Source organism: Sphingopyxis panaciterrulae (genome assembly GCF_014199295.1).
Lineage (GTDB): Bacteria > Pseudomonadota > Alphaproteobacteria > Sphingomonadales > Sphingomonadaceae > Sphingopyxis > Sphingopyxis panaciterrulae.
This window is the reverse complement of the sequence record NZ_JACIJH010000020.1, coordinates 18,987-32,343: the sequence shown is the minus strand read 5'-3', so window position 1 is coordinate 32,343 and position 13,357 is coordinate 18,987. Positions and strand designations below refer to the sequence as shown.

9 protein-coding genes are annotated in these 13,357 nt (G+C 66.7%); 4 read left to right on the top strand and 5 right to left on the bottom strand.

The window, feature by feature from the left end:
• The first annotated feature begins 5 nt into the window (after positions 1 to 5).
• From FHR21_RS19335 to ribA, 3 genes are all read left to right on the top strand, one after another.
• On the top strand, positions 6 to 659 hold the full coding sequence (locus tag FHR21_RS19335) for a LolA family protein (protein ID WP_184101337.1): 654 nt from the start codon (positions 6 to 8) through the stop codon (positions 657 to 659).
• A gap of 360 nt (positions 660 to 1,019) precedes the next feature.
• Positions 1,020 to 1,805 carry an exodeoxyribonuclease III gene (locus FHR21_RS19330; RefSeq protein ID WP_184101335.1) on the top strand — a complete coding sequence of 262 codons (786 nt, stop codon included), beginning with the start codon at positions 1,020 to 1,022 and terminating at the stop codon, positions 1,803 to 1,805.
• The gene (ribA, locus tag FHR21_RS19325) at positions 1,802 to 2,875 is read left to right on the top strand and encodes a GTP cyclohydrolase II (RefSeq protein ID WP_184101333.1); all 1,074 of its coding nucleotides are present in this window, start codon (positions 1,802 to 1,804) and stop codon (positions 2,873 to 2,875) included. Before FHR21_RS19330 ends, ribA begins: the two co-directional genes overlap by 4 nt.
• A gap of 174 nt (positions 2,876 to 3,049) precedes the next feature.
• Here ribA and FHR21_RS19320 read toward each other — a convergent pair whose 3' ends face one another.
• From FHR21_RS19320 to FHR21_RS19305, 4 genes are all read right to left on the bottom strand, one after another.
• Complete coding sequence (locus FHR21_RS19320; RefSeq protein ID WP_184101332.1) at positions 3,050 to 3,856, bottom strand: LytR/AlgR family response regulator transcription factor; 807 nt, start codon at positions 3,854 to 3,856, stop codon at positions 3,050 to 3,052.
• Positions 3,853 to 4,977, bottom strand: coding sequence for a sensor histidine kinase (locus FHR21_RS19315; protein ID WP_184101330.1), 1,125 nt, complete (start codon positions 4,975 to 4,977; stop codon positions 3,853 to 3,855). Before FHR21_RS19315 ends, FHR21_RS19320 begins: the two co-directional genes overlap by 4 nt.
• Positions 4,978 to 5,038: 61 nt before the next feature.
• Complete coding sequence (locus tag FHR21_RS19310) at positions 5,039 to 5,551, bottom strand: winged helix-turn-helix transcriptional regulator (RefSeq protein WP_184101328.1); 513 nt, start codon at positions 5,549 to 5,551, stop codon at positions 5,039 to 5,041.
• Between the two features lie 61 nt (positions 5,552 to 5,612).
• Entirely contained in the window at positions 5,613 to 6,884 is a 1,272-nt protein-coding gene (locus tag FHR21_RS19305) for a glycosyltransferase (RefSeq protein WP_184101326.1), read from the bottom strand.
• Positions 6,885 to 7,006: 122 nt separating this feature from the next.
• Here FHR21_RS19305 and FHR21_RS19300 point away from each other — a divergent pair, with 122 nt between their 5' ends.
• Positions 7,007 to 9,100: a RelA/SpoT family protein gene (locus FHR21_RS19300; RefSeq protein ID WP_184101324.1), complete on the top strand. Its 2,094-nt coding sequence runs from the start codon at positions 7,007 to 7,009 to the stop codon at positions 9,098 to 9,100.
• Positions 9,101 to 9,135: 35 nt separating this feature from the next.
• Here FHR21_RS19300 and FHR21_RS19295 read toward each other — a convergent pair whose 3' ends face one another.
• Positions 9,136 to 13,356, bottom strand: coding sequence for a hypothetical protein (locus FHR21_RS19295; protein WP_184101322.1), 4,221 nt, complete (start codon positions 13,354 to 13,356; stop codon positions 9,136 to 9,138).
• Between the last annotated feature and the right edge of the window lies 1 nt (position 13,357).

Sequence of the window (13,357 nt, the reverse complement as noted above, 5' to 3'; positions counted from 1 at the left end):
GCAAAATGACCCTGACGATTCCCCGCCGCGCGCTGACCCGCGCCGCCGCCTGGATGCTGGCGCCGGTTGCGGCAGCGAGCCTCGCCGTGGGCGTGCCCGCGGCCGCGCAGACCTCGAACACGCTCGCCGCGGTGCAGGAGCATCTGAAGTCGACCGCCTCGATGGTCGCCGATTTCGTCCAGACCGACCGCAACGGCCAGCGGCTGAAGGGCACGCTGACGCTGAAGCGCCCCGGCAAGATCCGCTTTCAGTATCAGAAGGGCGTGCCGCTGCTGATCGTCGGCGACGGCAGCCGGCTGACGATGATCGATTATGAGGTCAATCAGGTGCAGAGCTGGCCGGTCAAGAATTCGCCGCTTGGCGCCTTGCTCGACCCCGACCGCGACATTTCGCGCTATGCGAAGCTGATCCCGACCGACAGCAGGGATGTGCTGAGCGTCGAGGTCAAGGACCCCAAGCGTCCCGAATATGGCACGATCACGATGGTCTTCGTCCGCGATGCGGCGTCGCCGGCGGGGCTGCGCCTGCGCGGCTGGGTGGCGCTCGATTCGCAGAACAACCGCACCCGCATCGACCTGTCGAACCAGAAGTTCAACGTGCCGGTCGCCGATTCGACCTTCCGCTGGACCGACCCGCGGCCCAAACGCCGGGGGCGCTGACCGGAGGGTTCCTTCGCCTGGTCGGCGGCCCGGGCCCGCTGTTCGACGAGCGGCCTTCTATCGCCGACGAACGACAATCGCACGGCCGGATGGCCCCTCCCGTTCAGCTTGGCGACAGGGAAATGCCGCTATTCCGGCACTCGAAGGCGCCGACACGGCCTCCGGATTTGGGTTTCCCCCTGTTGCCCCTCCCGGATTGCCAGGCACCTTCTTTCAAGAGCGTGACGAACGCTGACCTTGAGCCCCCGTTCCACCGCCCCTGGAACGGGGGTTTATGTTTTCTCGGGCCGGGAACCTTTCCGATTCCGTCGGAGCTGCCGGCATTGCGCCGCGCGCCACGCGCCGATAGAGCCTTGCGCCATGACAAGCATCGCTTCCTGGAACATCAACAGCGTCCGCGCCCGCATCGGCATCGTCGAGAAATTCCTGCGCGAGGAAGCGCCCGACGTCCTGTGCCTTCAGGAAACCAAGGTCGAATGCGGCCTGTTTCCCAAGACCATGTTCGAGGCGCTCGGCTATCAGCACATCGTCACCAACGGCCAGCGCATGCACCATGGCGTCGCCATCGTCAGCCGGCTGCCGCTGAGCGACGTACGCCGCTATGACTGGCAGGCGAACGGCGAGGCGCGGCATATCGGCGTGACGCTGCCGTCCGGGGTGCGGCTCGACAATGTCTATGTCCCCGCGGGCGGCGACATTCCCGACCGGACGCTCAACCCCAAATTCGGGCAGAAGCTCGATTTCCTTGGCCGCATGACCGACTGGGCGGGCGTGCTCGACCAGCCGACGGTGCTGACCGGCGATTTCAACATCGCGCCGCTGGAAAGCGACGTGTGGAACCACAAGGCGCTGCTCGACGTTGTCAGCCACACGCCGCTGGAGGTCGAGACGCTGGCGAAGCTGCAGGCGGCGTCGGACTGGGTCGATCTCGGCCGCCATTTCATCGCCGCGCCCGAGCCGCTCTATACCTGGTGGAGCTATCGCGCGAAGGACTGGCTGGCGTCGAACCGCGGCCGCCGGCTCGACCATATGTGGGCGACCCCCGATCTTCGCGCACGCGCCGGCGCGCACCGCGTCGTCCAGCCGGCGCGCGGCTGGGAACGGCCGTCGGATCATATCCCGCTGGTCACGGAGTTCGCTTTTTGAGCGACGGCGCGAGCGACCGGGGCGCCCGCCGCGCGGCGCGCGCGATCGACGCGCTGCGCCGCGGGTGGCCGGTGCGCGTGACCGGCCCGGACGGCGCGCTCGACCTGATCGCGATCGAGAGCGCGGGCGACGCGGCGCTGTCCGCCTTCGCGCCCGGTGCCGCCGACGTGCTGCTGTCGGGCGAGCGCGCCGTGACACTGAAGCTCACGAACCAGCGCCCCGCCGCAACGCCGGGCCCGGTACGGCTGGCGGCCGCGGCCGACCGGATCGCCGCGGCGCTGGCGATCGCCGACCCGGCGCTCGACCTTGCCAATCCGCTGAAAGGTCCGTTCCGCACCGTTCCGACCGGCGGCGACGCAGCGGCCGCGGCGGCGATGACGATGGCGCGCCACGCCGGCCTGCTCCCCGCCTTCTTCGTACGCGCCGTGGCGGGTGCGGCCGAGACCGAGTGCGAGGCCGACGACGTCGCGCGGCTGCTCGACCCGGCGCGGCTCGCGATCGCGGCGCGGGCGCGGCTGCCCGTCGCGGCGAGCGAAACGGCCGAGATCGTCGCTTTCCGCTCGCCGGAGGAGGCGTCGGACCATATCGCGCTCGTCATCGGCAAGCGCGACGGCAGCCCGCCGGTGGTGCGGCTGCACAGCGAATGCCTGACCGGCGACGTGCTCGGCAGCCTCAAATGCGATTGCGGGCCGCAGCTTCACGCCGCGCTCCACGCGATGGCCGACGCGCCATGGGGCGTGCTGCTCTATCTGCGGCAGGAGGGGCGCGGGATCGGCCTCGTCAACAAGCTGCGCGCCTATGCGCTGCAGGATCAGGGCTATGACACGGTCGACGCCAACCTGCGGCTGGGCTTTCCGGTCGAGGCACGCGACTTCGCGATCGCGGCGCGGATGCTCGCCCTGCTCGGTGTGTCGCGCATCCGGTTGATGACCAACAATCCCGAAAAGGTCGCGCGGCTGGAGAAGGAGGGCGTCGAGGTCGTCGAGCGCATCCCGCTCGCGCTGCCGACGAACAAGTATAACGCGCAATATCTCGCGACGAAGCGCGACCGGACCGGGCATCAACTCTGACCCGCTGCGGGCCGTTACCCGGCTTGCGCGAAAACAGGAAAGCTTCTTGTCCCCGTTCGTGCTGGGCTTGTCGAAGCACCGCTCTTCTTTTGGACGTCGAAAAGAAGGAACGGCCCTTCGACAAGCTCAGGGCGAACGGGGTTTGGGAAAGACTCGTGTTTTCGTGCGAACCTATCAGTGCACGAACCGCGCCACCACGTCGCGATAGCTGCGGCTGACCTTCACCTGCGCGCCCGAGCCGAGGACGAGGAAGCATTCGCCGTTGGTGTGCGGCTTGACCTGCTTGACCTGATTGAGGTTGACGATGGTCGAACGGTGGACGCGCTGGAAGTTGCGCGGGTCGAGCCGCTTTTCCAGATCCTTCATCGTCTCGCGCAGGATCAGGCTGTTGTCGGCGGTATAGATGCACATATAGTCGCCGGCGGCGTCGATGCGTTCGATGCTGTCGACGTCGACGCGGAAGATCTGGCCGCGATCCTTGATGTTGATCATCTTCTCATAGCGGTCGGCGGCATGCGCGTCGGGGGCGGCTTCGCCCTCGAACTCCTCGGCCGCTTCGGGCGCCACCTCGGCCAGCACGCTCTTGAGCCGTTCGACCTCGGCCACGCCGCGTTTCTCGGCAAGGCGCTGGCGCACCCGGTCGAGCGCGTCGGCGAGCCGCTCGGGCTCGACCGGCTTGACCAGATAGTCGACCGCCTGCGCCTCGAAGGCGCGGATCGCATGATCCGAATAGGCGGTGACGAAGACGACGAGCGGCGGCTCGACCTCCATCAGTCCCTGGATCACGGAAAATCCGTCGAACCCCGGCATCTGGATGTCGAGGAAGACGAGGTCGGGTTTGTGCGTCTTGATCTTTCGGATGGCCTCGCGGCCGTTCTGGGCGGTGTCGACCACCTCGACATCGTTATGCGCTTCGAGCCGCAGTTGCAGGCCCTGGGTCGCCAATTTCTCATCATCCACCAGGATGGTTCTGATCGTCATGTGCGTTCGGTTCCAATCGTCACTTGCCCATCGGGCTGAAACGGAAACTCGATAATGACCGTGAACCCGCCCTCAACGCCCGATCGGGCTTCGAACCGGTGCTGCTCGCCAAAAGCCTGGGCGAGCCGGTCCCGGATGTTGGCTAAACCCACACCGGTCGATTCCGTTGCATGGCCCGTCGTGGGGTCCGCGCCGTCGGCTGACAATCCCAGACCGGTGTCGGACACGGTAATCCGGACGTTTTCACCGGCAAGCTGCGCCGAAAGCGTGATATCGGCGCCCTCTTCCTGCGGCGTCACCGCATATTTGATCGCATTTTCGACCAGCGGCTGGAGCAGCAGCGACGGCAGGCGCGCGCGCGCCACCGCGGGATCGATGTGGAAATGCGGACGCAATCGGTCCTCGAAACGCATCTTCTCGATATCGAGATAGAGTTTCAGCGTCTCGATCTCCTGCGCCAGCGTCACCTGCGCGGTCGGCTCGTTGGCGAGCGTGTAGCGCAGGAAAGCCGACAGGCGCGACAGCATCGCATTGGCGGGCTCCGACTGCTTGAGCAGCACCAGCGTCGAAATGCTGTTCAGCGTGTTGAACAGGAAATGGGGGTTGAGCTGATAGCGCAGCATCGCAAGCTGCGCCGACGCCGCCTGCGCCTCGAGCCGGAGCAGGCGGTCGGTCTGTTCCTCGAGCTGGAGGAAATAGTTGATCGCGAAATAGAGCGCCGACCAGGCGGCGAGCGTGGTCGCATCGACATAGACGAGCGCGAGCAGCAGGCCGGTGAAGCCCGATTCGCTGTTCGGATTGACGATCTGGATCACCCAGGCGTCGATGAAGGCCCACAGGCTGGTCGCGACGATCAGCAGGCCGAAACTGGCCCCCCACATCAGGATCGGCCGCTTGCTGAACAGCGCGCGATAGCAGACCGACAGGATCAGGGTGACCGAAAAGCCGGTGATCGCCGACACGACGACGGGAATCAGGAAGCCGAAGCTCTGGCCGCCGGCGAGGCCCGAGACGCCGCGCAGTCCGAGCCACCCCAGCCATCCCAGAATCTGGAGATTCCAGAAGGCGCGGACCTTGTTGCCGAAAAAGGGACCCGGCGAAGAAAGACCGAACAGCGGCATGGAGGCGGGTTCGCTCGCTATATTCTAGGGTCAGGCGCAGCGGGCCGCGCCGCGACGGGGATCATTCGGCGGCGATCGGCTCGTCGGCGCGCACGCGCGCCTGGCCGAGCGGCTGCAGCTCGGAGCGGTGCTTCCACACCAGCTCACGATAGTCGAGCGCACGGCCGTCGTGCGCGGTGATCGTCACCGGGCCGATCGGCTGTTCGTCGCGGGTATCGACGAGTACCGGGGTCGAGGGGACGCCGGCGCCCCATTTTTCTCCCCATTGCCGGAGCGCGATCATCGCCGGCAGCAGTTCGATACCCTTTTGCGTCAGTTGATAGCGCACCTTGCGCCGATCCTCGGCCATCACCTCGCGCGCCATGATGCCATGATCGACGAGCCGCGACAGCCGGTTCGACAGAATGTTGCGCGCGATGCTGAGCTCCTGCTGGAACTCCTCGAAATGATGGACGCCGTTGAAAGCGGCGCGCAGGATCATGAACGACCATCGCTCGCCCATCGCTTCGAGCGCGAGCGGCAGGGCGCAATGGCCTCCAAGCATGTCGTTGAGCGGTTCGCGAAGCTTTTCCATCGTGCCGCACTATCGCATTATCGGTACCAACGCCAAAATTTTTCTATGCGGCGCGCGTCCGTCAAGGGGCCAGCATGTCGGCCAGCCGCGCGTCGAGCAGGTCGAGCTGGTGCGCGCGGGTCAGTTCGGCCGGAACCGCGGCCCGGCTTTTCATGCCCTCCGCCGCGAGCCGGGCGAGGAAAGCGGCGATCTCGCTTTCGTCGGTCGCCGCGAGGCCGAGCCCATGGCGGGCGATCAGGCGGCCCGAGTCGGACGCCTTGTTGGCGAGTGCGACGATCGGGCGGCCGGCGCCCGCATATTCGAACAGCTTGCCGGGAAGCAGCGTGTCCTCCCAGGGATCGGTGCCGACGACGAGGATCAGCGCGTCGGCCGCCGCCTGCGCGGCGAGCGCGGCGGCGCGCGGCACCTTGCCGCGGTTCGCGATGGCAAGGCCGGGGAACCCGGCCGCGAGCCGGCCCACGATCTCCGGCTCGGAACCATAGAAATCGATGCTTACCGGCACGCCCAGCCCCTGCGCCGCGCGGAGCAGCGGCGTCACGTCGCGCCGGTCGCCATAGAGAATGCCGGTATAGGCAAGCCGCAGTCCGTCGGGATCGCGCCGATAGGCGGCGGCCTCCGTTTGCGCATCGACGCCGTTCATCACGGTCAGGACCCGGTCGGCAAGAGCGGGATAGGCCGCCCGGTAATAGGCGCTCATCCCCTCGCTCACCGCGACGACCAGGTCGGCGGCGGCAAGCGACCGCCTTTCATATCCGCGCTCGAGGCTCTTGTAGAAGGGGGCGGTCGATTTGTAGGGATTGCCGGCCCAGATGTCGCGATTGTCGGCGACGAACAGCGCCCCCGCCGCCCGCGCAACGTCGCGCGCCGCACCATGGACCGAAAAGGGCAGCGCGGTCGACAGCACCACGTCGGGACGCGGAAGCTCTCGCAACAGTGCCAGCGCCCGGCGCCGCATCGCGCGCGCGACCGGCCGGACATGGTCGGGCCAGGCGAGCAGCCGCAGCGCGGTCGTCAGCCGCTGCGCGGCGACTCCGCGCTCGGCGCGGAAGCTCGACCAGCGCGTCAGCCAGGTGTCGGGGACATAATGGACGTCGAAGCCGGCAAGGTCGGCCGCGAAGCTGGGAGGAACCGCCTGCGCGGCGCCCGCTATCACCGTGACCCGCCAGCCACGCGCCGCGAAATGGCGCGCCATGGCGAGCGGCCGTGACGATCCGACCGCATTGGCGGGCGGAAACCAATAGCTGAAGAGCATCAGATGCCGGGGCGCGTCGCCGCGCGCCGCAGGAGACGACCGCGCGCTCGGCAAAGGCGAATCGGAAGCGTCGGTCCCCATGGCCCCGCTCTAGAACGCGCGACGCGCCCTTCCAATCGGCTTTACCAAAGTTGCTAACCCTTCGGTCTCGCCGTACAATTTTCGCGTTGCAATATCCGCGCCAGCGACGACATTAGGAGGCAATGCTCAGGCAATATGAACTGGTCGAGCGCGTGCGCGCTTATGATCCCGGCGTCGACGAGGCGCTGCTCAACCGCGCCTATGTCTTTACCGTCCAGAAGCATGGCAGCCAGAAGCGCGCCTCGGGCGATCCCTATTTCAGCCACCCGGTCGAGGTGGCGGGCATTTTGACCGACCTCCACCTCGACAGCGAGACGATCGTCACCGCACTGCTCCACGACACGCTGGAAGACACGCTGACGACGCCCGAGGAGATCGAGCGGCTGTTCGGCAGCGATGTCGGCCGCCTCGTCGACGGGGTCACCAAGCTGTCGAAGATCGAGGCGCAGACAGAGAATGAGCGGGCGGCCGAGAATCTGCGCAAGTTCCTGCTCGCCATGTCGGACGACATCCGGGTGCTGCTGGTCAAGCTCGCCGACCGGCTGCACAATATGCGCACGCTGCATTTCATCCAGAATCCCGACAAGAGGCGCCGGATCGCCAAGGAGACGATGGATATCTATGCCCCGCTCGCCGAGCGGATCGGCATGTACGAATATATGCGCGAGATGCAGCTTCTCGCCTTTCGCGAACTCGAGCCGGAGGCCTATGCGACGATCACCGGCCGCCTCGCCAAGCTGACCGCGGGCGGCAAGGACAAGGTCGCGGCGATCAGCCGCGAGTTCAAGGAGCTGCTGGCCGAGGCGGGGATCGAGGCCGAGGTGTCGGGGCGCGAGAAGCATCCCTATTCGATCTGGCGCAAGATGCAGGAGCGCCACGTCAGCTTCGAGCAGGTCACCGACATCATCGCCTTTCGCATCGTCACCCCGACCGATGCCGATTGCTATGCCGCGCTCGGCCTGATCCACCGCAAGTGGAAGATGGTCCCCGGCCGCTTCAAGGACTATATCTCGACCCCGAAGCGCAACGGCTACAAGTCGCTGCACACGACGATCATGCACCAGCAGAATATGCGGATCGAGATCCAGATTCGCAGCCGGCCGATGCACGAGCAGTCCGAATATGGGCTGGCCGCGCACTGGGCGTACAAGCAGGGCGGCAGCGGTCCCGACGGGCAGGCGGGGTGGATTCGCGACCTGATCGAAATCCTCGAGCAGACGCACGATCCCGACGAATTGCTCGAGAACACGCGCATCGCCATGTATCAGGACCGCATCTTCGCCTTCACGCCGAAGGGGGTGCTGCACCAGTTGCCCAAGGGGGCGACGCCGGTCGACTTCGCCTATGCCGTCCACACCGGGCTCGGCGACCGCACGGTGGGGGCGAAAGTCAACGGCCGGCTGGTGCCGCTGCGTACCCAGCTCGCCAACGGCGACACGGTCGAAATCCTGTCGTCCGACAAGCAGACGCCGCAGCCCCCCTGGCTGGGCTTCGCGGTGACCGGCAAGGCGCGCGCCGCGATCCGCCGCCACGTCCGCTCGAAGGAGAAGGTCGAACTCGCCGCGCTGGGGCGCAAGATGTACGACGAGATCGCGCGCCGCCTGCCCAACAGGGTCGGCGACAAGGCGCGCGGCGCGGCGCGCGAGCGGTTGAAGCTGGAGGACGATACCGCCCTCTATGTCGCGATCGGCAAGCGGCAGATTTCCGATGACGCGCTGCTCGAAGCGCTAGTGCCCGGCATCACCGCCGAGATGAAGGCAAAGCCGGGCAAGCTGAAGCCGGGCGCGGCGGTGTCGATCGAGGGGCTGACCCCCGGCGTCGCCTACAAGCTCGCCGATTGCTGCCACCCGGTGCCGGGTGACCGCATCGTCGGCCTCGCGCGGCCGGGCGAAGGGATCGAGGTGCATGTCATCGACTGCCCGAGCCTGGCCGACGGCATCGACGCGGACTGGATCGACCTGCGCTGGCAGGAGGACAGCGAGGGGGGCAATGCGCGATTGTGCGTCGTCATCCTCAACGAGCCCGGCACGCTCGCCGAGATGTCGGGCATCCTCGCGGCCAATTCGGCCAATATCACCAACCTGCGCCTGTCGAACCGCGAGGGCGATTTCCACACCTATGACATCGTCGTCGAGGTGCGCGACGTCCATCATGTGATGCGGATCTTGTCGGCGCTACGCGCGTCGGATTCGGTGGTGCAGGCAGAGCGGCTTTAGAGAGACGCCCTCTCCCCTGAAGGGGAGAGGGCTAATCAACCCGGATATTTCAGCGGCGGCCGCCACCCGGTCTGGTCCACCGCGTCGCTGACCTTGTAGACCAGCCCCTTGCCGTTCAGGAACAGCTTCTCCATCTCGGGCCGGGTGAAGGGGCGCGAGCCGATGCGGCCGAAGATCGCGATCTGCCCGCCCGTCTCGTCGACCGCGCGGTCGCGGTCGAGACCCTTCGACAGCGACAGTGCCGGCGCCGGGGTCTTCGCCCAGGCGATCAGTTCGGGCGCCGGTTTCGGCGAGAACCCATAGAGGCCCGGATTGTCGGGGCTGGTGAGCTGGAGCACCTTGATGCCCTGTCGTCCGTCGGCGACATAAGCGAAGAGCGAGGCGTTGGTCGTGCCGACGATCACGTCCTCGGCATCGGTCATCGCGCCGCCGAAGGTGAGCGGCGGCCCCGCGACCGGCGCCGCCGGCCGCGTCACGTCGACGATGACCAGTCCGTCCGCCTTCGCCGCGACATACATATAGGTGCGCGCGACATAGAGCTTGCGCGCGTCGGCGAGCCGCACCGTGCCCGAGGGCACCGGCACCGGCCGATCCATGTGGGTGACGTCGAACAGTTTCACCCCCTCGGCATCGGTGACCCACAGATAGCGGAACTGTACCGCGCTCGCCCGCGCATCGGTCAGCGGCAGCCGCGCCGTCACCTTGGGTTCGAGCGGGGTCGACAGGTCGACGACGACGAGCCCGCTGTCGGCGGCGATATAGGCGTAATCGCCCGCCAGCGTGATATGCCGCGCGCCCGCGAGGACATTGTCGGGATTCCAGGTCAGCGCGCGGGTCAGCTTGTTGTTGCGCAGCTCGCCGTCGGCCATCGTGTCGATGTCGACGAGAATCAGCCCCTCGACGCTGTCGGTGATGACCGCATAGCGATAGAGAGGATGGAGCGCCTGCTCGTGGTTTTCGGGGAAATTCTGGCGGATCATGTCGTTGCGCGCCATGCTGATCGGCTGGGTGGTGCCGATCGCCATGCAGGTCGCATTGGTCGTCCTGACATGCGTGTCGTGGCCGAGCGGCGAGAAGGGTGCGCGGACGATGCGTTCGGAGAAGCCCTTGTTGCCGATCGCCGCGATGTCATAGACGCGGAAACCACCCCTGCCCTCGGCGACGAACATATATTCGCCGCGCTGCTGCAGGCAGTTCACTCGCCCGCTCGTGTCCTGGACGATGTTGCGGAATTCCTCGAGCGCGCGGCTCTCGCCCGAGCCCTTCTTGTCGAAAATCCTGCCGCGCACCCAATTCTTCAACTCGCGGTGATTCTGCTCGACATGCAATTTCCAGTAATCGGGATAGGCATAGCGTTGCAGATAGCTGCCGATCACCGCCTGCGGCTCGTCCCATTCGGTCACCCGCGTCGCCTGGAATCCGTCCTCGAGCCCCGACCAGACGTTGAGGCCGACGAAATTGACGAAATTGGTGCCCATCAGCAGGAGCTGCGACATGATCGCATTATTGTCGTCGGCCTGCGACAGGTGGCAGTCGGTGCATTGCTTGGTTTCCTGGAGGCGCACCGTGTGCGGGAAATGCGGCGCGAAGGCCTGGCTCGAAAAGCCCGCGGCGCTGATCGGCGGCTGCTGCACATAGATGCGCTCGCGGTTGATGTTGGTCGACGACAGGATCAGCGCCGACGAGGATCGGATCGGCGCGATGATGCCGCGCGGGTTGCCGTCTTCGTCGGGCTCGCCGCGCTTGGTGAGTTGATGCCGGCCGAGCTGGAACATGCCGTCGCGCGCGACCTGCGGGTTATAGGTCGCGAAATTGCGCGATTCTTCGCCCTCGAAATGGTGTGAGCTGGTCTTCCAGTTCGCCTCGATCGGCAGGTGGCAGCCGCCGCAGCTCGTCGTCCACGACAGGTGGCAGGTGAAACAGGCCATGCGGTCGTCGCCGTGGGCGCGGTCGGCCTTCGCCACCCCCGGCCCCCAGGCGAAGCTGCCGTCGTCGGCGCCCGAGCGCGACATCAGCTTGGCGCGCGCCGCTTTGGCATTGAAATGCGGCCCCGGCGTCACCGCCTGCTTGACGAGGCTGACCTGCCATTCGAGCTTGGGGTCGACGATCGAGCGCTGGATCAGTCCGGTCACCTCGCCGTCGTCGCCATATTGGAATTCGAAGCGCCGGCGCCCGTCGGAATTGCGCAGCAGCGCGAGGTTCGTCCCTTGCGGCCGCGCCGCGACGTTCGAGGTCAGCAGGTTGGGGAAGGCGTCGGCGGTGCCGTGGCAATCCTTGCAGCTTATCTCGACCGCATTGGCGACCTCGCCCTGGATATAGCCGTTGCCGTGCGCGTCCTGCGCGAAATGACAGTCGGCGCACTGCATCCCCTTTTCGGCGTGGATGTCCATCATATGGACCGTCTTGCCGGGATTCAGGCCGGGCGGCACGAACTTGCCTTCGACGCCGGGCTTGCCGGGATCGGCGCTGGCGAGGCAGAGGTCGCGCTGCTTCGCGTCGCTGTAATGATCGCAGCTCTTGCGCCATTTCTCGGGATCCTTGGGGTCGACGATGTGTGCGGTATCGGTGCCATAGGTCGCCATGTTTCCGCCGGCGTCGAGCAGATTGCCGCTGCGGTCGCGCTTGAAGATGCCGCGGAAGTTCCAGCCGTGGCCGTGATAGTCGGCGAACTGCGTGTCCTTGTTCGTGTCGTTGACGTCATAGACGTCGCGCAGGAATTCGACGTCGGACCACAGGCCGCGCGGGCTGGCGCCCTCCGGGTTGCGTTCGAGCGTACGGTGGACCTCGGCCGCGGTCGGATAATGCTGTTGCTTGTAGATGCGCTGATAGTCCGCGTCGCTCATCCCCGGCGGGCGCGGCGCCGTATTTTCGGGGCCGGGCCACATCTGCGGCGCGTCCGATTCATAATCCCACATCGTGTAGCCGAGGTAGGAATTCAGGAAGATGTTGGGCTGGTGCATGTGGCAGGTCATGCACTGCGCGGTCGGGATGGCGCGGGTGAAGGCGTGGGTGATCGGATGGCCCGACTCGCCGCGCGCCGGATCGTCGGCGTGCGCCGGGTCGATCAGCGCACCATGACCCTCGCTCGCGAGGCGGCGCTTGCCCGCGATCGTCGGGTCGACGGTCGCGGTCTGGCCGTCGCGGCCGTGGCGGGCATAGGTCAGGCTGTGCCGGGGCTCGCGGTCGTTGGCATAGACGACATGGCAGCCCGCGCAGCCCGACTGGCGATAGTCGCCGGGCTGGTCGTTGGTCCCCATGAACCACATATAGGGGTCGTTGAGGCGCGTCTTGTGAAGGTTGAGGATCGCGATGGCGACGCGCAGCCCGGTGCCGGGACCGCGGTTCGACTGCTTGAGGTCGGGGCGGCCGGGCTCTTCGAGTCGCTGGATGCTTCCCGTGGGGTTGGGCAGGCCGATTTCGGAGAATTGCGTGTTGATGGTGCGCCCGCCGCGCTCGAAGACGCGGAAGACGTCGCTGGGCGGCACGACGTTCCAGCGCGGCAGCGGATAGAGCCGTGCAAGCGCGCCGCGCTTCGCCTCGCTGTCGGTCAATATCTTGTCCGAAGGGAAAGCGGGCTTGCACGCCTCCTTATACTCCTCGGCGGCCAGCCGCGACGAGGGCGACAACAGGCAGGCGGCCTCGCCGGTGCGCGTATAGGCTTCGCCGAAGATCGAAGCCTTGAAGGGCACGACACCGTTGTTATAGGCGCCGCCGGCCCAGAACATCGCCGCGGTCGACATCAGCGAACGCTCGGTCGCCTCGATGATTTCCAGATGGCAGGCACCGCACGCCTCGCGCGCGACGCGATAGTCGCTGGGGTTGACGAAGCGGATATATTCGGGCGCCTCCTTGTTGAGCAAAGTATAGCTGCGCTGCGGATTGGCCGAGCTGTCGTGCCACGCGCCGGGCAGCGTCGGCTGCGGGTGCGCGCGCTTCATCGCTGCGAGGTTGCGCGGGTCGTCATAACCGAGTGTCGCGTCGCCGACCTGCGTCGCGTCGCCGCCGTGGCAGTCGGTGCAGCCGAGACGCACCGCCGGCGTCGCATGCATCGTCGGCCGGTCGGTGCGGACGTGGCAGCTATAGCAGCCCTCCGACTTCGCCATCATCGCCGCCTCGCTCTGCTCGCGGGGCGCGGGCGGGGTGAAGCGATAGTCGACCTTGACCGGCTTCTCCTCCTCCGACGCGCGGCCCATCTGCGCGCCGACGGCCAGCGACATCAGCAGGAAGGCGAAGAGGGCGAGGAGTGTGCGCTGCATG

What these genes read in the sequence shown, in the direction of transcription:
- FHR21_RS19335 (WP_184101337.1), top strand. Translation starts at nt 6, where the DNA reads ATGACCCTGACGATTCCCCGCCGCGCGCTGACCCGCGCCGCCGCCTGG.
- FHR21_RS19330 (WP_184101335.1), top strand. Translation starts at nt 1,020, where the DNA reads ATGACAAGCATCGCTTCCTGGAACATCAACAGCGTCCGCGCCCGCATC.
- FHR21_RS19320 (WP_184101332.1), bottom strand. Translation starts at nt 3,856, where the DNA reads ATGACGATCAGAACCATCCTGGTGGATGATGAGAAATTGGCGACCCAG.
- FHR21_RS19315 (WP_184101330.1), bottom strand. Translation starts at nt 4,977, where the DNA reads ATGCCGCTGTTCGGTCTTTCTTCGCCGGGTCCCTTTTTCGGCAACAAG.
- FHR21_RS19310 (WP_184101328.1), bottom strand. Translation starts at nt 5,551, where the DNA reads ATGGAAAAGCTTCGCGAACCGCTCAACGACATGCTTGGAGGCCATTGC.
- FHR21_RS19305 (WP_184101326.1), bottom strand. Translation starts at nt 6,884, where the DNA reads ATGGGGACCGACGCTTCCGATTCGCCTTTGCCGAGCGCGCGGTCGTCT.
- FHR21_RS19300 (WP_184101324.1), top strand. Translation starts at nt 7,007, where the DNA reads ATGCTCAGGCAATATGAACTGGTCGAGCGCGTGCGCGCTTATGATCCC.
- FHR21_RS19295 (WP_184101322.1), bottom strand. Translation starts at nt 13,356, where the DNA reads ATGCAGCGCACACTCCTCGCCCTCTTCGCCTTCCTGCTGATGTCGCTG.